Genomic DNA, 18,103 nt, shown 5'->3' on the forward strand with positions numbered 1-18,103 from the left:
AGCGCTCGCCGTGGTGCGATGGGGGAGTGACGGACGACGCGAACGCCCCGGCTGCCCCGGCTGCTCCTGCGGACGACTCGGCGACGCCTCCGCGGAGCACCCGGCAGTACCTGCTCCTCGGACTGATCGGCGCGATCGGCGGCGTCCTCTCGGGGGCGTTCGGCGTCGGCGGCGGCATCGTGATGGTGCCCATGCTGGTCGCCTGGGCCGCGATGGACCAGCGCCGCGCCTCGGCGACGTCGCTCCTGGCGATCGCCCCCACCTCGGTGGCCGGCGCCTTCGCCTACGCGCTCACCGGGCAGGTCGCGTGGCTCCCGGCGGCGGTGATCGCGGCCGCCGCGGTCCTCGGCGCGCTGCTGGGCTCGTGGCTCCTGGCCCGGCTCCCCCTGGGGGTGCTGCGCTGGCTCTTCGTGGCCCTGCTGGTCGCCGCCGCGGTCCGGATGGCCGTCTTCGGCTCGAACGAGACCGGCGACGTCGCAGAGGGCTGGGGCGTGTGGCCGGGGTTCGCGGGTCTGGGCGCCGCGATGGGGATCGCATCGGGGCTCTTCGGCATCGGAGGAGGGGCCATCGCGGTGCCGGTGCTCGTCGGCGCGTTCGGGCTCGCCGATCTGCTGGCGAAGGGCACGTCGCTGGCCGCGATGATCCCGACCGCGATCAGCGGATCGATCGCCAACGCGCGGAGGGGTCTGCTCGACGTGCGCGCGGGCCTCGTCGTCGGCCTCGCCGCGACCGCCTTCTCGTTCGCGGGCGTCGCGCTGTCGTTCCTCCTGTCCGCGCGGCTGTCCGGGATCCTCTTCGCCGCGCTGCTGCTGCTCGCGGCGCTGCAGCTGGCGCTGAAGGGGCTCCGGAGCCGCGCGCGGGTGTGACTGCCCGATCCGGTGCCCCGCGGTCAACGCCCTTCTCGCGCGCACGACGCGGGCCCTAGCGTCCAGGCAGGCGGTCCGGCGGGCGGGCGCCGGGAGCGGAGGAGACGACCATGACGCGGCACTACGCAGCGCAGCGGGGCGAGGGCAGGCGGAGCGCACCCCGCGGAGGACCGGCGTTCGTCCGCGACGTCGTCCCCGGGGTGCACCGGATCGAGCACGCCTACACGAACCTCTACCTGATCGAGGAGGCCGGGCGGATCACCCTCGTCGACGCCGGCCTGCCCCGCACCTGGCCGCACCTGCTGCGCGCGCTGGAGGTGCTGGGCCGCGGGCTCTCGGATGTGGACGCCCTCGTGCTCACGCACGCGCACTTCGACCACGTCGGCGTCGCGCGCCGGCTCGCCGAGCGCGGCGTCCCGGTGCTGCTGCACCCCCTCGGACGCCCCGCTCGCGGCGCACCCCTACTCGTACCGGCGGCAGCGGACGCCGTTCGTGTACCCGCTGCTGCACCCCTCGGCGATCCCCGTGCTCGGCGCGATGGCGCGCGCGGGCGCGCTGGCCGTGCCTCCGCTCACGACCACGGTGGCCCTGCACGAGGGCGGGACGCTCGACGTCCCGGGATCGCCCGTCGTGCTCGCCACCCCGGGGCACACCGACGGGCACGTCTCGCTGCACCTCCCCGAGCGGGGCGCGGTGATCGGCGGCGACGCCCTCGTGACGCTCGACCCCTACTCCGCCCGCACCGGGCCGCACCTCGTGGCGCGCGCGGCCACGGCCGACACCGACCGCTCGCTCGCCTCGCTCGACGTGCTGGCGGCGACCGGCGCGCAGACCCTGCTGCCGGGGCACGGCGAGCCGTGGCGGCTCGGAGTCGCGGCCGCGGCCTCGCAGGCGCGACGGGCGCCGATCGCCTGAGGGGCCGATGGCCGGACGCGCCGATCGCCCGGCGCGCCGGTGGCGTGACGTGCCGACCGCCTGACGCGCTCAGCCCGCGATCAGCGCGGTGAGCCGGTCCGCGACCGCTCCGATCGACGACACCGCGCCGAGGGTGACCAGGCAGGCGATGCCCCAGAACCAGGTGGCGCCCGGAGCGGCAGCTCTGCGCCGGTCGAACGCCAGCCACCAGGCCCCGACCACCGAGACGCACTGGCCGATGACCGAGCCGAGCGCCATCCGCACGTGGTCGGCGGGACCGGGGGCCGACCAGGAGTTCGTCGCGACGGCGATCGCGACCGGGACGACGATCATCGCGAGAAGCCCGAGCAGGACGGCTCGGGTGGTGCTGCGGGGCGCGGCGCCGCTCGTGCGGGTCAGCGCGCTCGTCGTGCTCATGGCTCGTCCCCCGTCGTGCCGGGGCGTGGCCCGGCCCTCCGACGCTACCGTCCCCGTCGCGCCCGCGCCCGTGGGAAAATCGAGTCGATGTCCCCTCGAGTCGCATGAGCGCGTTCACCTATCTGGCCGCGTCGATCCCCCTCCGCCTCGCGAGCGCGGGCATGGTGGTCGCCCTCCCCGTCCTCGCCGTCGAGCGGCTCGACGACGTCGCGCTCGGCGGTCTGCTGACCGGTGCGGCGCTGTTCCCGAGCGTCGTCGCGGCGCCGCTGGTCGGCACGGTCCTCGACCGGGTGCGGCATCCGCGCCGCCTGCTGGTGGCCTCCGCGATCGCGACGGCCGCGGCGTTCTCGGTCGCGGCGTTCCTCGGCGACGTGCCCACCGTGCTCATCGCCGTGCTCCTCGTGCTCGCCGGGCTCTCGACCCCCGTCTCGATGGGCGGGATGTCGAGCTTCGTCACCAGCGCGATCCCGGACGCGCGCCGCGCCTACGCGCAGGACTCGCTCTCGTACAACGTGGCGTCCATCGGCGGACCGGCGCTCGCTGGCCTGGCTATCGCCGTCGCCGACGCGCGGGCCGCGATGCTCGTGATGGCCGCCCTCGCCCTCATCGGCGTGCTCGGCTCGCTGGCGCTGCGGATGGACGCGCGCCCGGCTCCGACCGTCGGCGTCCGCCGCACGATCGCCGCGGGGATCACCCATCTCGTCCGGCACCGTCCGATCGCGGTCGTCACCCTCTCGGGCACCCTGAGCCAGATCGGAGGAGGCGCCGCCGGTGTGGCCGCCATCGCCCTCTCTATCGAGCGGCTGGGCACGACGGCCGGCGCCGCCTGGATCCTGACGGCCTTCGCGGTCGGCGGCCTCCTGGGCGCCGTCGCGGTGGCCGCCCGCCGCTGGACGCGGCGACCGCCGTCGTGGGTGATGGGGGCGGGATTCGCCGCGACCGGCGCCGCGCTGCTGCTCGCCGCACCGGATCTGGGCATCGTCGTCGTGATCGTCGCGTTCGCGGTCGCCGGCGTCTTCACGGCACCGGCCAACGCGGCGATGCTGCTGCTGCGCGATCAGGAGAGCCCGGCGGCCGTGCGTTCGCAGGTGTTCACGATCGGCGCGGGGCTCCGGGCGGCCGCCGCCGCGGTGGGGGCGACCCTGGCGGGCGCGGCCTCCGGCCTCGACGCGGGCTGGCTCGTGATCGGGATGGCGTCGATCTGGATCGTCTCGGGAGCGCTGCTCCGGGCCTTCCCGCGGCCCGACCCGGCATCCGTGCCGCAGAACGTCGGCTGAGAGGGGGGTCTCTCCGCTGACAGCCGGGAGACCCCCTCGTCAGCCGACGTTCTGCGCGCGGATCAGGCCGCGACGCCCGCGAGGCTGCCCGTCGTGAGCCCCTCGGGGTCGGTGATCAGGCAGTTGATCGTCCTGTCTCCGCTGCCCCAGCTCTCGGAGGTGGGGTAGTAGTAGCTGAAGTCGTACTTCGACTCCTGGTAGGTCAGCCCGACGAAGGCGTCGTAGGCGGCGAGGCAGCCGTCCTCGGCCTGCTGCGTGGTCGCGTCCTCGCCCGGGTACTCGTCGGCCTCGGCCATCGTGATGTTCTGGAAGACCTCGTAGCTGTGCGGGTCGGTGCACGGCACGGTGGGCACGTCGGTGACCTCCGTCGCCTCCTCCGTCAGCTCGTCGTTCAGGCAGTCGCCGACGCGCAGCTGGAAGACGTCGGTGGTGCCGCCCTCGGTGATCTCCCCCGACTCCTCGTCGCGGGTCTCGCCGCCGGCGAGGCTGTTCAGGCTCGAGCAGCCGCCCAGGCCGAGCGCGAGGGCCGCTGCCGCGACCAGGACGAGGGAGGAACGGCGGCGGTTCATGGAGGACTCCTGGTTCTGCGGGGGCGCGTCGCGCCCGCGGGACAGCGGACTCCCCCAACCTAGGGCTCGGGCGACTCCGACTGCAGGGGGATGCGGGAGGCGACGTCCAGGCAGGGGGAGTCGAATGGGGGCATGGCTCAGAAGACGGTCGCGGACCAGCTCATCGCCCAGCTCATCGACGCCGGGGTCTCCCGGATCTACGGCATCGTCGGGGACTCCCTCAATCCGATCGTCGACGCCGTGCGCAGAAGCGGCGGCTCGACGAAGGGAGGCATCGACTGGATCCACGTGCGCAACGAGGAGGCCGCGGCCTTCGCCGCGGGTGCCGAGGCCCAGCTGACCGGCAGGCTGGCCGTCTGCGCGGGCAGCTGCGGACCGGGCAACCTGCACCTCATCAACGGCCTCTACGACGCTCACCGCTCCGGCGCCCCGGTGCTGGCCATCGCCAGCCACATCCCCAGCGGCGAGATCGGCTCGTCGTACTTCCAGGAGACGCATCCCGACCGGTTGTTCGTCGAGTGCTCGAACTACCGCGAGCTCGTGTCGACCGCCGCGCAGGCGCCGCGCGTGGTGAACGCCGCGATGCGCAGCGCGGTCGCGCTGGGAGGCGTGGCCGTCGTCACCCTGCCCGGCGACGTGGCCGAGTTCGAGGCCGTGGGGGAGTTCCCCGCGTTCGTGCTGCCGTCGCCGGCGGTGCTCGTGCCGGATGAGGGCGACGTGCGGGCGCTCGCTGAAGCGATCGACGCCGCGAAGACGGTCGCGATCTTCGCGGGCGCCGGAGTGCGGAACGCGCACGACGAGGTCGTCGCCTTCGCCGAGCTCGTCGGAGCGCCCGTCGGGCACAGCCTCCGCGGCAAGGAGTGGATCCAGTACGACAACCCGTACGACGTCGGCATGACGGGCCTCCTGGGCTACGGAGCCGCGCACGCGGGCATCCACGACGCCGACCTGCTGATCCTGCTGGGCACCGACTTCCCCTACGAGCAGTTCCTGCCCGACGCGTCCGAGGTCGTGATCGCGCAGGTCGACACCGACGCGTCCAAGCTCGGCCGCCGGGTCAGCGTCGCGCACCCCGTGCACGGGGACGTCGGCGCGACCCTGCGCGCCCTCACTCCGCTCGTGCAGCGCAAGAGCCACCGGTTCCTCGAGAAGACGCTGAAGAAGCACGAGAAGCTCGTCACCGGGGTCGTCGGGAAGTACACGGAGGTCGAGAAGCGCCGACCGATCCACCCCGAGCTCGTCGCCTCGACGCTCGACGGACTGCTCTCGGAGGACGCGATCGTCACCGCCGACACCGGCATGGGCAACGTGTGGCAGGCGCGGTACATCACTCCCAACGGCCGCCGCCGCCTGATCGGCTCGTACCTGCACGGCTCCATGGCCAACGCGCTGCCGCAGGCCGTCGGCGCCCAGCTCTCGCACCCTGGGCGCCAGGTCGTCTCGCTCAGCGGCGACGGCGGGCTCTCGATGCTGATGGGCGAGCTCGTGACGGTGGCCGCGTACCGGCTCCCGGTCACGATCGTGGTCTTCAACAACTCCACGCTCGGGCTGGTGAAGGTCGAGATGCTGGTGGACGGATTCCCGGACTTCGCGGTCGACGTGCCGATGGTCGACTACGCGAAGGTGGCCGAGGCGGTCGGCATCCGCGGCATCCGGGTCGAGGATCCGAAGGACGTCGAGGGCGCGCTGCGCGAGGCGCTCGCCGAGGACGGGCCGGTCCTGGTCGACGTGGTGACGGATCCGCTCGCCCTGTCGCTCCCGCCCACGGTCACCGGTGCGCAGGTCAAGGGCTTCGCGCTGGCGATGTCGAAGATCGTGATGAACGGCGGAGCCGGCGAGGCGATCGCCCTCGCGCGCTCGAACGTGAAGCACGCGCTGCCGTGAGGGCTCTGGCGAGCGGCACCTGGTTCGTCCGCGGCTCGAGCCTGCCGCTGTGGCGGGGGAGGGAGGGGGTGGCGATCACCTATGCGCCGCTGCCGAGCGGCGAGATCGCCGACGTCGTCAGCTGGCGCGGCCGGCGCTCGACGCGGCACGTCGTCGGTCTGGACGCCCCCGATCCCGACGATTCCGACGGCTTCCGCTGGCGCGGCGTCGAGCCGCTGACGCTGCTCGCGCGCAGCCGCTGGTCGTTCGTCGCGGCCGACGAGGCGGCGGGCTGGGCGCTCACCCGGTTCGCCCGCACGCCGTTCACCCCGGCGGGAGTGGACGTGTACGTCCGCGACGCGCATCCCGCTCCCGGGGTGCTGGCGGCCGCGCTGCGGGCGTGCGCGGCGGATCCGCGGACGGCGGCGCTGCGGCCCCGGATGTTCGAGGTGGCGCCGTAGGGCGCGCCTCAGCCGGAGGCGTCGCCCGCCAGCGACACCGAGTCGGCGTCCATCCGCTCGCCGCACTCGGCGCAGTGCAGCACGGGATCCAGGCGGGCGCCGCAGCGGTGCTGGTACGGCTGCACGGCGGACGGCCCGCGCGCCCAGCGCTCCCCCCAGGAGGCGAGGGCGATCAGCACGGGCACGGCGTCGCGCCCAGCCTCGGTGAAGCGGTACTCGAAGCGGGGCGGCCGCTCGGAGTAGGCGACGCGCTCGATCACCCCGTGCTCCTCGAGGGTGCGCAGCCGCGCCGTGAGGACGTCCCGCGGCGCACCGGTGAAGGCCCGGATGCGGTCGAAGCGGTGCTCGCCGAACGCGATCTCGCGCAGCACCAGCAGGCTCCAGCGCTCGCCGAGCACCTCGAGTCCGGCGGCGATGGGGCAGGCCCGGGGAGTGATGCCGTCGGCGCTCACGGGATCTCCACTCCGGCGCGTCTCCGCGCCTCGACGAGTGAGTTGGGAATTCCAACCCACTGCTCCGATGTTGCCACCTGCAGAGGTCGTGATCACCGCGACCCGCAGAATCGGGAGCTTCCACCATGCCATCACTCCACGGAGCCGTCGTCCTCGTCACCGGAGCGAACGGAGGGCTCGGATCCGAGTTCGTCGCTCAGGCCCTCGCGCGCGGCGCGGCCAAGGTCTACGCCGCCGCCCGCCGCCCGAAGGAGTGGGGCGACGAGCGCATCGTGCCGCTCGTGCTCGACGTGAACGACGCGGAGTCGGTGGCCGCGGCCGTCGAGGCGGCCACGGACGTCACGGTGCTGGTCAACAACGCGGGCGTCTCGGGGGCGAGCTACAGCCTGCTCGCGCTCTCGACCCAGGAGCTGCGCGACGTGATGGAGACGAACTTCTTCGCTCCCGTGCTGCTGGCGAAGGCGTTCGCGCCGCGGCTGTCCGAGGCCTCGGGCGCGGCGATCATCGACGTCCACTCGGCCCTCAGCTGGTTCGCGGTGGCCGGCGGCTACAGCGCCTCGAAGGCGGCCCTGTGGTCGGCGACGAACTCGCTCCGCCTGGAGCTGGCTCCGCAGGGCGTGCACGTGCTGGGGCTGCACGTCGGCTACGTCGACACCCCGATGGCGGCGGGCGCCGAGGGTCCGAAGGCGAGCCCCGTCGACGTCGTCGGCCAGACCTACGACGGACTCGAGTCGGGCGCCTTCGAGGTCCTCGCCGACGAGACGAGCCGCCAGGTCAAGTCCGGGCTGACGGCACCCCTCGAGGCCGTCTACCCGCAGCTCACGGGCGCCTGAGGTCTGCAGAACGTCAGCCAGGAGCGGTCCTCGCGCACGATGGTGGCTGAGGACCGCTCCTGGCTGACGTTCGATCGGCTACTCGCCGAGGGCGATCGCCTGGGCCTCGACGAGCTCCGGCTCCGCGCCGTGGGCGTCCGCCCGGGCGAGGGTCCGGCGGCCGAGGAGCACGATCAGTGCGGCCACGAGCACGGCGCCGGCGGCGGCGTACATCGGGAACGCGGGCGAGATCGCGGCGGCGAGGGCCGAGGCGGCGGGCGGGGCGATCGCTCCGCCCAGGAACCGCACGCCCGAGTAGGCGGAGGAGGCGACCGAGCGGGGCAGGTCGGTCGCCTCCATCACGCACTCGGTGAGCACGGTGTTGACGACGCCCAGCAGCAGCCCGCCGACGATGATGCAGACGATCAGGCCCACGCGCGACGAGATCGCGAGTCCGCCGGCGACGAGGTCGATTGCCAGGAGCACCAGCACCGAGCGCAGCACCACGGTGCGCGGCAGGCGCGCGGTGAGCAGCGGAGCGGCGAAGACCGAGGTGATCGCGACTCCCAGGCCCCAGCCGAAGAACGTGAAGCCCAGGCCCATCTCGTCCAGCCCCAGCGGGTAGGGCGTGTAGGCGAGCAGCACGAAGAAGCCGATGTTGTAGAAGAGCGCGGCACCCGCGAGCGTCCGGATCGCGGGGACCGCGAGGGCCGTGAACGGTGCCGAGAGCGGAGTCGGGGTCGGCCGGGGTCCGTCCTCGCGCAGGAGCGTCGCGATCGCGATGAAGCCGACGGCCATCAGCACCGCGGTGCCGAAGAACGGCCCGCGCCACGAGACGCTGCCGAGCAGGCCGCCCAGCAGGGGGCCGATCGCGATGCCGACGCCCAGCGCGGCCTCGTAGAGCACGATCGCGGCGGAGCTGCCTCCGCTCGCCGCTCCGACGATGGTCGAGAGCGCGGTCGAGATGAAGAGCGCGTTGCCGAAGCCCCAGCCCGCGCGGAAGCCGATGACGCCCTCGACGCTGCCGGCCGTGCCTGCCAGCGCGGCGAACACGACGATGAGCACGAGCCCGATCATCAGCGTCTTCTTGGCGCCGATGCGGCTCGAGAGCCAGCTGGTGAAGAACATCACGACGCCGGTGATGACGAGGTAGCTGGTGAACAGCAGCGACGTCTCGGTCGGGGTGGCCTCGAGGCTCTCGGCGATCGCCGGGAGGATCGGATCGACCAGGCCGATGCCCATGAAGGCGATGACGGCCGCGAAGGCCACGGCCCAGACGGCGAGCGGCTGCCGGAGGATCGAGCCGCCGGCGGGGGAGTGGGCGGGAGTGGACACGGAGGGTCCTTTCGGGAGGGGGGTCAGGAGATGCGCCGCACGCGCTCCTCGACGAGGGCGGCCGCGCGCTCGAGCACGCGCCGGTCGTCGTCGTCGAGGTCGTCGAACAGGGGCGCCAGGGCGGAGTCGAGGCGGAGGCGGTGCTCGCCGAGGGCGATGAGGCCCGCGTCGGTGGCCTCGATGAGCCAGGCGCGGCCGTCGCTCTCGTCGTGCACGCGGCGGATCCAGCCGGCCTCGTCGAGCCGGGCGATCAGCCCGGTCATCGTGGGCTGCGTCACCCGCACGCGCTCGGCGAGCTCGCCGAGGCGGAGCGGGGCCGAGGTGCGCAGTTCGGCGAGCGTCGACCAGACCGCTCCGGACTGCGCGCCGAGCCCCGTCGCTCCGCTCGAGCGGCCGGCGTACCGCGCGAGGGCGGTGGCGGCGGAGGCGAGGCGCACGGGGGCGGAGGGGGTGGGCACGGAGATAAACATAGCACGCCTATGTAATTAGGCAGGGGGAGTGCCGTCGTCCTGTCTGCAACCGAGGTCGGAACGGCCCGCGGAGTCCGTTCGAGTCGTCCGCGCGGCTCCTGACCTCGATTGCGAACGGCTCGGCCGGCAGAACGAAGGCTGAGTGCAGAGATCCGAGCGGGAATCTCCGGATCGCGTCGTGGAGCCCTGCTTCTGAGATCCCTCCGCCTCACCACCCTTTTCCTCCGTCCCTGTGGCAAAATGATCCGCAATCCCTCGCGAATGCTCGGGATCACCGACGGAACGAGTTGTCATGTCCCGAATCGAGCGCGACGTCGTCGTGATCGGAGCAGGCGCCACCGGGCTCACCGCGGCCCTGCGGCTCCACGAGGCGGGGCGCACCGTGGTCGTCCTCGAGGCGCGCGACCGCGTCGGCGGCCGTCTCGAGACCCGCGAGATCGAGGGCCAGATGCTCGAGCTCGGCGGCCAGTGGGTCTCGCCCGACCAGACCGCGCTCCTCGAGACGCTCGACGAGCTGGGTCTGGGCACCTACTCCCGCTACCGCGACGGCGAGAGCGTCTACATCGGCTCCGACGGCCGCGCGCGCCGCTTCACGGGCGACATCTTCCCCGGAGCGGCGATTACCGAGGCCGAGATCGCCCGGCTGATCGACGTGCTCGACCGCCTCGTGGCCGAGACCGACCCGGCCGCGCCGTGGGCGCATCCGCTCGCCGCCGACTACGACCGCATCAGCTTCAGCGCCTGGCTCGAGCAGCAGACCGACGATGCGGAGGCGCGCGCGAACATCGCGCTCTTCGTCGCCGACGCCATGCTCACCAAGCCCGCCCACTCGTTCTCGCTGCTCCAGGCGCTGCTCATGGCCGCGAGCGCGGGGTCCTTCAGCCACCTCGTCGACGCCGACTTCATCCTCGACAAGCGCGTGCTCGGCGGTCTCCAGCAGGTGCCGGTGCGGCTCGCCGAGCGGCTGGGCGCCGAGCACGTCCTGCTCGGCCGCCCGGTCCGCTCGATCCGGTGGAGCGGCGACGGCGTCGAGGTGCGCACCGACGACACCGTCGTCGTCGCCCGGCACGCGATCGTCGCCGTGCCGCCGAACCTCGTCGGCCGCATCGACTTCGATCCGCCCCTCCCGCGCCTGCGCCAGCAGGCCCTGCAGCACCAGTCGCTCGGCCTCGTCATCAAGGTGCACGCCACCTACGAGACCCCGTTCTGGCGCGCGGACGGACTCTCGGGAACCGCCTTCAGCCCGCACGCCCTCGTGCACGAGGCGTACGACAACTCCAACGCGGGGGAGGAGCGCGGCACGCTCGTGGGCTTCGTCTCGGACGAGAAGGCCGACCGGCTCCTGGCGCTCCCCGAGGCCGAGCGCAAGGCCGCGATCCTCGACTCCCTCGCCGCCTACTACGGACCCGCCGCACTGGATCCGGTCGTCTACTACGAGAGCGACTGGGCCGCCGAGGAGTGGACGCAGGGCGCCTACGCCGCCAGCTTCGACCTCGGCGGGCTCACCCGCTACGGAGCGCTCCAGCTCGAGCCGGTCGGGCCCCTCCGCTTCGGGTCGAGCGATCTGGCCGCCGAGGGCTACCAGCACGTCGACGGCGCGATCCGCGTCGGGCGCCGCCTGGCGCAGGAGATCCTGGACGAGCACGCCGTCACCGCCGCCCCCCACCGCGAAGGAGCACTCCCCGCATGAGCACCCACTACGCCGTCATCGACCCGGCTTCCGGGACGACCCTGAGCGAGTACCCGTCGATCACCGACGCCGAGCTGATCGAGGCGATCGGAGCCGCGCACGACGCGTACTCCACGTGGTCGCGCACCGTGCCGGTCGCGACCCGCGCCGCCCTGATCGCCCGGGTGGCCGACCTGCACGTCGAGCGCGCCGACGCGCTGGCCGAGATCATCGTGCGCGAGATGGGCAAGCCGCTCGACCAGGCGCAGGGCGAGGTCGGCTTCGCGGCCGACATCTACCGCTACTACGCCGACAACGGCGAGGCGTTCCTCGCGGACGAGCCCATCGAGCTCTCCGACGGCACCGGTTCGGCCTTCGTCCGCCGCGCGGGCCTGGGCGTGCTGCTGGGCATCATGCCGTGGAACTTCCCCTACTACCAGGTCGCCCGTTTCGCCGGCCCGAACATCGTCGCCGGCAACACGATCCTGCTCAAGCACGCGCCGCAGTGCCCGGAGTCGGCCGCAGCCATCGCGGACATCTTCGCGACCGCCGCGCGGGAGCTCGGAGCGCCCGCCGGCGTCTACGTGAACCTGTACGCGAGCAACGACCAGGCCGCCGACGTCATCGCCGACCCGCGGGTGCAGGGCGTGTCGGTCACGGGCTCCGAGCGTGCGGGAGCCGCCGTCGCCGAGATCGCGGGCCGCAACCTCAAGAAGGTCGTGCTCGAGCTGGGCGGCTCCGACCCGTTCGTGCTGCTGTCGACCGACGACCTCGACAAGGCGGTCGACGACGCGGTCGCCGCCCGCCTGGACAACAACGGGCAGTCCTGCAACGCCGCCAAGCGCTTCATCGTGATCGACGACCTCTACGAGGAGTTCGCCGCGAAGTTCACCGAGGCCTTCACCAGGGCGCAGCCCGCCGATCCGTTCGCCGAGGGGACCCTGCTCGGCCCGCTCTCCTCCTCCGCCGCGACCGAGCGCCTCGAGCAGCAGCTCGCGACGGCCCGCGAGCAGGGCGCGACCGTGCGCGCGAGCGGCGAGGTGACCGGCAACTTCTTCCCGCCCGCGGTGCTCGAGGACGTCACTCCCGAGATGAACGCCTACCGCGAGGAGTTCTTCGGCCCGGTCGCCGCGCTCTACCGCGTCCACGACGAGGACGAGGCGATCGCGCTGGCGAACGACACCCCGTACGGCCTCGGCTCCTACCTCTACACGACCGATCAGGAGCAGGCCCTGCGTCTCGCCGACCGGATCGACGCCGGCATGGTCTGGATCAACCTGGTCCTCGGCGACGCCGCCGAGCTGCCCTTCGGCGGAGTGAAGCGCTCGGGCACCGGCCGCGAGATGGGCCGCAGCGCCCTCGAGGAGTTCGTCAACAAGAAGCTCATCCGCATCGCGTAGCGGCGCGCTGCTGATCGAGCAGCCCGCGTAGCGGGCGTCTCCATCACTGCTGATCGAGTAGCCCGCGTAGCGGGCGTATCGAGATCCCCCACCGCCAGCGGTCCACCGGTCGTCCCGTCGTGGTTCGCGGGTCTCGATACCGCCCCTGCGGGGCTACTCGACCAGCGGGATCGCCGCGGGCGTCTCGGAGATCCGCCGCCGTCAGCGGGCTGGCCGTCCCCGGTCGTGGTCCACGGGCCTCGATCCGCCCCTGCGGGCATACTCGACCAGCGGGATCTCCGCGGGCGTCCCGAGATCCGCCACCCCGGGCTGGCAACCGCGAGCGGGTGCCCCGCGCGCTCACTAGGGTCGAGGGGCGGCGTCCGCCGCCGCCCACCCGGAAGGTCCGTCAGTCATGCGCGTGTTCGGCTGCCCCCACTGCGAGGCCCGCGTCGAGTTCGAGGACGCCGAGTGCCTGCGCTGCGGCACCGCGCTCGCCTATGCGCTCGAGACCGACGAGCTCGTCGAGGCCGCGGGCCGCCTGCTCTGCCGGTACCGCGGCACGATCGGCTGCACCTGGCTCCAGGAGGAGCGGACGGGTGGCGCCTGCGCCTCCTGCGCCCTGACCGGCGAGCGCCCGGTCGTCTACGACGCCGCCGTGCTGAGCCAGCTGACGGTCGCCGAGTTCGCGAAGCGGCGCCTGGTCCGCCAGCTGCACCACCTCGACCTGCCCGTGCGCCGCCGCGAGAACGGCTCGGGGCTCTCCTTCTGGCTGCTGTCGTCGGCGCAGCTCGGCTCGGTCACGACCGGGCACGCCGACGGAGTCGTCACCGTCGACCTGTCGGAGGGGAACGACGCGCACCGCGAGGCGCTCAAGGCCCGTCTGGGCGAGCCGTACCGGACGGTCCTCGGCCACTTCCGCCACGAGATCGGGCACTACTACTGGCAGGAGCTCGTCGAGGGCACCGAGCTGCTCCCCGCGTTCCGCGCGCTGTTCGGTGACGAGCGCACCGACTACGGCGCCGCCCTCGACGCGCACTACGGCGGGGCGACCGGAGCGGACTGGGCCCGCGATCACATCTCGCAGTACGCGACCACGCACCCGTGGGAGGACTTCGCCGAGACCTTCGCCCACTACCTGCACATCGCCGACGCCCTCGAGACGACGGCGGCGGTCGGCCTGGCCGTCGACGGACCGCGGGGCCGCGTGCCGGAGTCGCTCGCGGACAGCGTGAGCGCGTCCGGAGCCGAGCGGGTCGCCGGGCTCGAGATGCCCGAGATCCTGCGCCGCTGGCACGGGCTCTCCCTCGCTCTCAACAGCGTCAACCGCTCGATGGGCAAGGACGATCTGTACCCGTTCGTCATCACTCCGGTGATCGCCGAGAAGCTCGCCTGGGTGCACGAGCTCGTCCGCCGGGGCGGCTGACACCCTAACGGGGAGGGGGGTGCCCGGCTCGGAGTCGGGCAAGCGCTGTCACACTCCGGTCTACCGTGGGACGGTGCGAAGACGACTCCGCCCGCTCGCCGCCGCCGCCGCGGTCGCCCTCCTGGCCGGCTGCTCCAGCGATCCCGAGGCGGCCGCCGCCTGCGTCGTCCGGCCGGCCTCGTCGATCGTGCCCGAGCAGGGCGCCCTTCTCGGCGTGAATCTCGACTGGGACGCCCGCACCCTCAGCGACTACAGCACGGCGCTCGGCCGTCCGCCCGCGGTCGCGGTCGCCTTCGCCGACGTGCCCTTCGCCGGCGACGACCGCGCCGAGGTGCGCGAGGCGGCCGAGCAGCTGCGCGCCGTCGGCGGCACGCTCCTGCTCACCCTCGAGCCGGCGGAGGGGCTGGCCGCGGTCACCGAGGAGGTCGCCGACGAGGTCGCCGCGCTCCTCGCCGATCTCAACGACGCGGGCGTGCCTGTCGTGCTCCGCTTCGCGCACGAGATGAACGGCTCCTGGTACGCGTGGGGCCAGCAGCCCGCCGAGTACGTCGAGACGTTCCGCAGGGTGGCCGCCGCGGTCCACGCGGGGGCACCCGGCTCCTCCCTGATGTGGGCGCCCAACAGCGCCGAGGGCTATCCGTTCGAGGGCGGGGCGTCGGCCGCGCAGCCGGGGACGAGCGGCTTCGCGCTGCTCGACACGACGGCCGACGGCGTCCTGACCTCCGAGGACGACCCCTACGCGCCGTACTACCCCGGCGACGACGCGGTCGACTGGGTCGGCATGTCGCTGTACCACTGGGGCTCCGCGTACCCGTGGGGCGAGAACGAGCTGCCGGAGGAGGGCAAGTTCGCCGCCCAGCTCACCGGCACGTACGACGGGGCCGCCGGCGACGAGACCGCGGCGCCCGACTTCTACACGACCTACGGGGTCGAGCACGGCAAGCCCGTCGCGATCCCCGAGACGGCCGCGCTCGTCGTCCCGCGCGGCGACGCCGCCGGAGAGCTCGCGATCAAGCAGGCGTGGTGGCAGCAGGTGCTCTCGGCCGAGACGGCCGAGCGGTTCCCGCAGCTCAAGATGATCAACTGGTTCGAGTGGGACAAGTTCGAGCCCGAGGTGCAGGACACCGTCGACTGGACCGCCGTCAACGACCCGGCCACGCGGGAGGCGTTCCGCGGCGACCTGCCGGAGTGGCTCGTCGCAGCCGACCTCGACGACCGGTGCACGGCGCGCACGGTGACGGGCGAGGCGCCGGACCCGGCGCCTCGCCCGTCACTTCTTCGTCAGCGACGACTCCTTGTGCGCGGCTTTCGCGTCGGTCTTGTCGCTCTGCACGATCCAGTAGGGCTCGTCGTCCGAGGCGTTGAACTTCTGGCCCTCGAAGTGGAACTCCTTCGTCTTCTTCTCCACCAGCTCGCCGTGGGTCTCGCCCTGCGAGGTGTTCCAGCTGATCTTGTCGCCCTTCTTCACGAGGCACTTCCTTCTCGGTCGTCGCGCACGAGCGCGGGTGCTCCACCGCGCGGCAGCGCGATGGTGGTGGTGACGTCGACGATCGCCGGAGCGGCGGGCGCCGACGAGAAGCCGAAGCGGACGGGAGGCGAGAGCGGCCGGAGGCCCCCCAGGTCCTCTCCGTCCAGCGACGCGGTGACCCCGAGCACGCTCCGGATCGTGCGGACGCCGTAGTACTCGCGCCGCCCGCCGCCCGCGCTGCCGGCGGTGCTGACGCCGCGCACGAGCAGGGAGGCGACGGGGGAGACCGCGGTCAGCCACGCGGGGCTCTCGGCGATCGGCCGCGGCACGATCCGCAGCAGCCGGCCCAGCGGAGTGACCCCGCCCAGTCGCAGCGCCACGTCGAGGCCGCCGGCGGTCACCGTCAGACCACCGGTGATGCGCCGCGTCGCGACCGGCGCGACGACGACCTCGTCGAACTCGTACGTCGAGGCGATGAAGTCCGCGACCTCGCGCGTCGGAGCGAGGAGCATCCGGTGCCCGTCGGCCCGCTCGATCATCGCGTCCGAGAACGCGCCGAACGGCGTCCGCTCCCAGAGTCCCAGCACGAGCCGGGTGCCCGAGGCCGTGCCGAGCCCCGCGATGCGCCCGCCGAAGCGGAGGCGTCGCGAGGCCCGGCCGGCGCTGCTCATCAGGCCGAGCGCAGCAGGGTGAACGAGGCGTCGCGGACGATCAGCGTCGTGACCTCTCCGGACACGACCTGGTCGGGGTCGCTCGAGCAGGCGAGCTCCCACTCGCCTCCCGGCGCCTTCGGCACCGTGAACTCCACACCGTTCTCGGCCGCGTTCAGCAGCAGGGCGAACGACGCGCTGCCCTCGTGCTCGAACACGAACGTGATCGAGCGGGCGTCCGGGTTGTCCCAGTCCTCGTCGGCGAACCCCTGCGCGTCCGAGCGGAGGATGTCGACCGTGTCGGTGCCGCCGTCGCCCGGAGCGCGGCGGAACCACTTGGGCTTGAGCGCCGGCTCGGCCGCGCGCAGCGCGATGAGCTCGCGGGTGAAGGCGAGCAGCTCGCGGTCGGCGCCCTCCCAGTCGAACCACGAGATCTCGTCGTCCTGGCAGTACGCGTTGTTGTTGCCGCCCTGGGTGCGGGCGATCTCGTCGCCGCCCAGGATCATCGGCACGCCGGCCGAGAGCAGCAGGGTCGCCAGGAAGTTGCGGCGCATGCGGTCGCGGCGCTCGTTGACCGCCTCGTTCTCGGTCGGGCCCTCCGCGCCGTTGTTGGAGGAGCGGTTGTCGCTCTCTCCGTCGTTGTTGTCCTCGCCGTTGGCCGCGTTGTGCTTGCGCGAGTAGGCGGTGAGGTCGGCGAGGGTGAAGCCGTCGTGCGCGGTGACGAAGTTCACGCTCGAGAGCGGCGAGCGCTTGTCCGCCTCGTACACGTCCGGCGAGCCGAGGATGCGCTGCGCGGTCGTGCCGAGCACCGAGTCGGCGCCGTGCCAGAAGTCGCGCACGTCGTCGCGGAACTTCCCGTTCCACTCGGACCAGTCGGCGGGGAAGCCGCCCACCTGGTAGCCCGCGGTGTCCCAGGGCTCGGCGATCATCTTGACGGGGGCGAGCACCGGGTCCTGCGCGATCAGGTCGAGGAACGCGCTGTGCACCTCGGCCTCGCCCGTCTGACGGGTCAGCGTGGTCGCGAGGTCGAAGCGGAAGCCGTCGATGTGCATCTCGGTCACCCAGTACCGCAGCGAGTCCATGATGAGCCCGAGCGCGGCGGGGTGGCTGACGTTGAGGCTGTTGCCGGTGCCCGTGGTGTCGAAGTAGTTGGCGCGGTCCTCCTCCACCAGGCGGTAGTAGGACCCGTTGTCGATGCCCTTGAACGACAGCGTCGGGCCCTTGTCGTTGCCCTCGGCGGTGTGGTTGTAGACCACGTCGAGGATCACCTCGAGGCCGGCCTCGTGGAACGCCTTGACCATGGCCTTGAACTCGTCGACCTGCGCCCCGTCGTCGCCCGCGTGCGAGTACTCGTTGTGCGGGGCGAAGAAGCCGAGGGAGTTGTAGCCCCAGTAGTTGCGCAGGCCCTTCTCCTCGAGGTGCGAGTCCTGCACGAACTGGTGCACGGGCAGCAGCTCGACCGAGGTGACGCCCAGGTCGGTGAAGTGCTTGATCGACGCGGGGTGCGCGAGGCCCCGGTAGGTGCCGCGGATGTCCTCCGGCACGTCCGGGTGCAGCTTCGTGAAGCCCTTCACGTGGACCTCGTACACGACGGTGTCCTCGAGCGGGATGCGGGGGGCCTCGTCGGTGCCCCAGTCGAAGGAGGCCGGGTCGGTGACGACGCAGCGCGGCACGGAGGGGGCGGAGTCGGAGTCGTTGCGGCGCTCGGCGTCCTCGTAGTACTGGCCGAAGACGTCCTCGCTCCAGCGGTAGGAGCCCTCGATGGCGGTGGCGTGCGGGTCGAGCAGGAGCTTGTTCACGTTGTGGCGCAGACCGTTCGCGGGGTCCCAGGGGCCGTCGACGCGGAAGCCGTAGCGCGTGCCGACGCGCATTCCCGGCACGATGCCGTGGAAGACGTGGCCGGTGCGGTCGGTCAGGGTGACACGGGTCTCGGCGCCCGTCTCGTCGAACAGGCAGACCTCGACGCTGTCCGCGGTCTCGGTGTAGAGGGCGACGTTCGCGCCGGCGTCACCGCGGAGGGAGACGCCGAGCGGATAAGGGAAGGAACGGGAGGATGCGGGCATGCGACCATCCT

General features: G+C 72.8%; 17 protein-coding genes and 2 pseudogenes. 11 read left to right on the plus strand and 8 right to left on the minus strand.

Annotation, left to right across the window (positions count from 1 at the left end; genetic code table 11):
- The first annotated feature begins 26 nt into the window (after positions 1-26).
- The 3 genes and pseudogenes from AC0CID_RS16630 (at position 27) to AC0CID_RS16640 (ending at position 1,781) form a co-directional block, all read left to right on the plus strand.
- The gene (locus AC0CID_RS16630) at positions 27-866 is read left to right on the plus strand and encodes a sulfite exporter TauE/SafE family protein (protein ID WP_465227697.1); all 840 of its coding nucleotides are present in this window, start codon (positions 27-29) and stop codon (positions 864-866) included.
- Between the two features lie 110 nt (positions 867-976).
- Positions 977-1,279: pseudogene (locus AC0CID_RS16635) on the plus strand (MBL fold metallo-hydrolase); the annotation flags it as partial.
- A 79-nt stretch (positions 1,280-1,358) separates the two neighbouring features.
- Entirely contained in the window at positions 1,359-1,781 is a 423-nt protein-coding gene (locus tag AC0CID_RS16640) for an MBL fold metallo-hydrolase (RefSeq protein WP_465227698.1), read from the plus strand.
- A 69-nt stretch (positions 1,782-1,850) separates the two neighbouring features.
- Here AC0CID_RS16640 and AC0CID_RS16645 read toward each other — a convergent pair whose 3' ends face one another.
- Positions 1,851-2,198 (minus strand): hypothetical protein, encoded by a 348-nt coding sequence (locus AC0CID_RS16645; RefSeq protein ID WP_465227699.1) that lies wholly within the window; start codon positions 2,196-2,198, stop codon positions 1,851-1,853.
- Positions 2,199-2,302: 104 nt separating this feature from the next.
- Here AC0CID_RS16645 and AC0CID_RS16650 point away from each other — a divergent pair, with 104 nt between their 5' ends.
- Positions 2,303-3,475: an MFS transporter gene (locus AC0CID_RS16650; RefSeq protein ID WP_465227700.1), complete on the plus strand. Its 1,173-nt coding sequence runs from the start codon at positions 2,303-2,305 to the stop codon at positions 3,473-3,475.
- 62 nt (positions 3,476-3,537) lie between these two features.
- Here AC0CID_RS16650 and AC0CID_RS16655 read toward each other — a convergent pair whose 3' ends face one another.
- Positions 3,538-4,044 carry a septum formation family protein gene (locus tag AC0CID_RS16655; RefSeq protein ID WP_251946847.1) on the minus strand — a complete coding sequence of 169 codons (507 nt, stop codon included), beginning with the start codon at positions 4,042-4,044 and terminating at the stop codon, positions 3,538-3,540.
- Between the two features lie 132 nt (positions 4,045-4,176).
- Between AC0CID_RS16655 and AC0CID_RS16660 the strand changes: the two genes are divergently transcribed.
- Together AC0CID_RS16660 and AC0CID_RS16665 are read left to right on the plus strand one after the other, a co-directional pair.
- Positions 4,177-5,928, plus strand: a complete 1,752-nt coding sequence (locus AC0CID_RS16660; RefSeq protein ID WP_465227701.1) for a pyruvate dehydrogenase — start codon at positions 4,177-4,179, stop codon at positions 5,926-5,928.
- Complete coding sequence (locus tag AC0CID_RS16665) at positions 5,925-6,368, plus strand: hypothetical protein (protein WP_465227702.1); 444 nt, start codon at positions 5,925-5,927, stop codon at positions 6,366-6,368. Before AC0CID_RS16660 ends, AC0CID_RS16665 begins: the two co-directional genes overlap by 4 nt.
- Positions 6,369-6,376: 8 nt before the next feature.
- Here AC0CID_RS16665 and AC0CID_RS16670 read toward each other — a convergent pair whose 3' ends face one another.
- A complete protein-coding gene (locus tag AC0CID_RS16670) occupies positions 6,377-6,820 on the minus strand; it encodes a winged helix-turn-helix transcriptional regulator (protein WP_465227703.1) in 444 nt (147 codons plus the stop codon).
- A gap of 125 nt (positions 6,821-6,945) precedes the next feature.
- Here AC0CID_RS16670 and AC0CID_RS16675 point away from each other — a divergent pair, with 125 nt between their 5' ends.
- Positions 6,946-7,653 (plus strand): SDR family oxidoreductase, encoded by a 708-nt coding sequence (locus tag AC0CID_RS16675; RefSeq protein ID WP_465227704.1) that lies wholly within the window; start codon positions 6,946-6,948, stop codon positions 7,651-7,653.
- Positions 7,654-7,731: 78 nt separating this feature from the next.
- Here AC0CID_RS16675 and AC0CID_RS16680 read toward each other — a convergent pair whose 3' ends face one another.
- Both AC0CID_RS16680 and AC0CID_RS16685 read right to left on the minus strand, forming a co-directional pair.
- Positions 7,732-8,967, minus strand: a complete 1,236-nt coding sequence (locus AC0CID_RS16680; protein ID WP_465227705.1) for an MFS transporter — start codon at positions 8,965-8,967, stop codon at positions 7,732-7,734.
- A 23-nt stretch (positions 8,968-8,990) separates the two neighbouring features.
- On the minus strand, positions 8,991-9,425 hold the full coding sequence (locus tag AC0CID_RS16685; protein ID WP_465227706.1) for a MarR family winged helix-turn-helix transcriptional regulator: 435 nt from the start codon (positions 9,423-9,425) through the stop codon (positions 8,991-8,993).
- A 304-nt stretch (positions 9,426-9,729) separates the two neighbouring features.
- Between AC0CID_RS16685 and AC0CID_RS16690 the strand changes: the two genes are divergently transcribed.
- From AC0CID_RS16690 to AC0CID_RS16705, 4 genes and pseudogenes are all read left to right on the plus strand, one after another.
- Positions 9,730-11,127 carry a flavin monoamine oxidase family protein gene (locus AC0CID_RS16690; protein ID WP_465227707.1) on the plus strand — a complete coding sequence of 466 codons (1,398 nt, stop codon included), beginning with the start codon at positions 9,730-9,732 and terminating at the stop codon, positions 11,125-11,127.
- A complete protein-coding gene (locus AC0CID_RS16695; RefSeq protein ID WP_465227708.1) occupies positions 11,124-12,506 on the plus strand; it encodes an NAD-dependent succinate-semialdehyde dehydrogenase in 1,383 nt (460 codons plus the stop codon). Before AC0CID_RS16690 ends, AC0CID_RS16695 begins: the two co-directional genes overlap by 4 nt.
- Before the next feature lie 394 nt (positions 12,507-12,900).
- The gene (locus AC0CID_RS16700; RefSeq protein WP_465227709.1) at positions 12,901-13,911 is read left to right on the plus strand and encodes a zinc-binding metallopeptidase family protein; all 1,011 of its coding nucleotides are present in this window, start codon (positions 12,901-12,903) and stop codon (positions 13,909-13,911) included.
- A gap of 331 nt (positions 13,912-14,242) precedes the next feature.
- Positions 14,243-14,464 (plus strand): annotated as a pseudogene (locus AC0CID_RS16705) (glycosyl hydrolase); the annotation flags it as partial.
- Positions 14,465-15,181: 717 nt separating this feature from the next.
- Here AC0CID_RS16705 and AC0CID_RS16710 read toward each other — a convergent pair.
- From AC0CID_RS16710 to glgX, 3 genes are read right to left on the minus strand one after another with little or no spacing between them, the layout of a single operon-like run.
- Entirely contained in the window at positions 15,182-15,379 is a 198-nt protein-coding gene (locus AC0CID_RS16710) for a hypervirulence associated TUDOR domain-containing protein (protein ID WP_055786225.1), read from the minus strand.
- A complete protein-coding gene (locus AC0CID_RS16715) occupies positions 15,376-16,050 on the minus strand; it encodes a hypothetical protein (protein WP_465227710.1) in 675 nt (224 codons plus the stop codon). The genes AC0CID_RS16710 and AC0CID_RS16715 overlap by 4 nt, the downstream gene beginning before the upstream one ends.
- Entirely contained in the window at positions 16,050-18,092 is a 2,043-nt protein-coding gene (glgX, locus tag AC0CID_RS16720; protein ID WP_465227711.1) for a glycogen debranching protein GlgX, read from the minus strand. The genes AC0CID_RS16715 and glgX overlap by 1 nt, the downstream gene beginning before the upstream one ends.
- Positions 18,093-18,103: the final 11 nt, after the last annotated feature.

The organism is Rathayibacter sp. AC451 (assembly GCF_979253095.1).

Coding starts and splice junctions, on each gene's coding strand:
- AC0CID_RS16700 (WP_465227709.1), top strand. CDS start 12,901: ATGCGCGTGTTCGGCTGCCCCCACTGCGAGGCCCGCGTCGAGTTCGAG.
- AC0CID_RS16650 (WP_465227700.1), top strand. CDS start 2,303: ATGAGCGCGTTCACCTATCTGGCCGCGTCGATCCCCCTCCGCCTCGCG.
- AC0CID_RS16675 (WP_465227704.1), top strand. CDS start 6,946: ATGCCATCACTCCACGGAGCCGTCGTCCTCGTCACCGGAGCGAACGGA.
- AC0CID_RS16695 (WP_465227708.1), top strand. CDS start 11,124: ATGAGCACCCACTACGCCGTCATCGACCCGGCTTCCGGGACGACCCTG.
- AC0CID_RS16690 (WP_465227707.1), top strand. CDS start 9,730: ATGTCCCGAATCGAGCGCGACGTCGTCGTGATCGGAGCAGGCGCCACC.
- AC0CID_RS16655 (WP_251946847.1), bottom strand. CDS start 4,044: ATGAACCGCCGCCGTTCCTCCCTCGTCCTGGTCGCGGCAGCGGCCCTC.
- AC0CID_RS16645 (WP_465227699.1), bottom strand. CDS start 2,198: ATGAGCACGACGAGCGCGCTGACCCGCACGAGCGGCGCCGCGCCCCGC.
- AC0CID_RS16715 (WP_465227710.1), bottom strand. CDS start 16,050: ATGAGCAGCGCCGGCCGGGCCTCGCGACGCCTCCGCTTCGGCGGGCGC.
- AC0CID_RS16660 (WP_465227701.1), top strand. CDS start 4,177: ATGGCTCAGAAGACGGTCGCGGACCAGCTCATCGCCCAGCTCATCGAC.
- glgX (WP_465227711.1), bottom strand. CDS start 18,092: ATGCCCGCATCCTCCCGTTCCTTCCCTTATCCGCTCGGCGTCTCCCTC.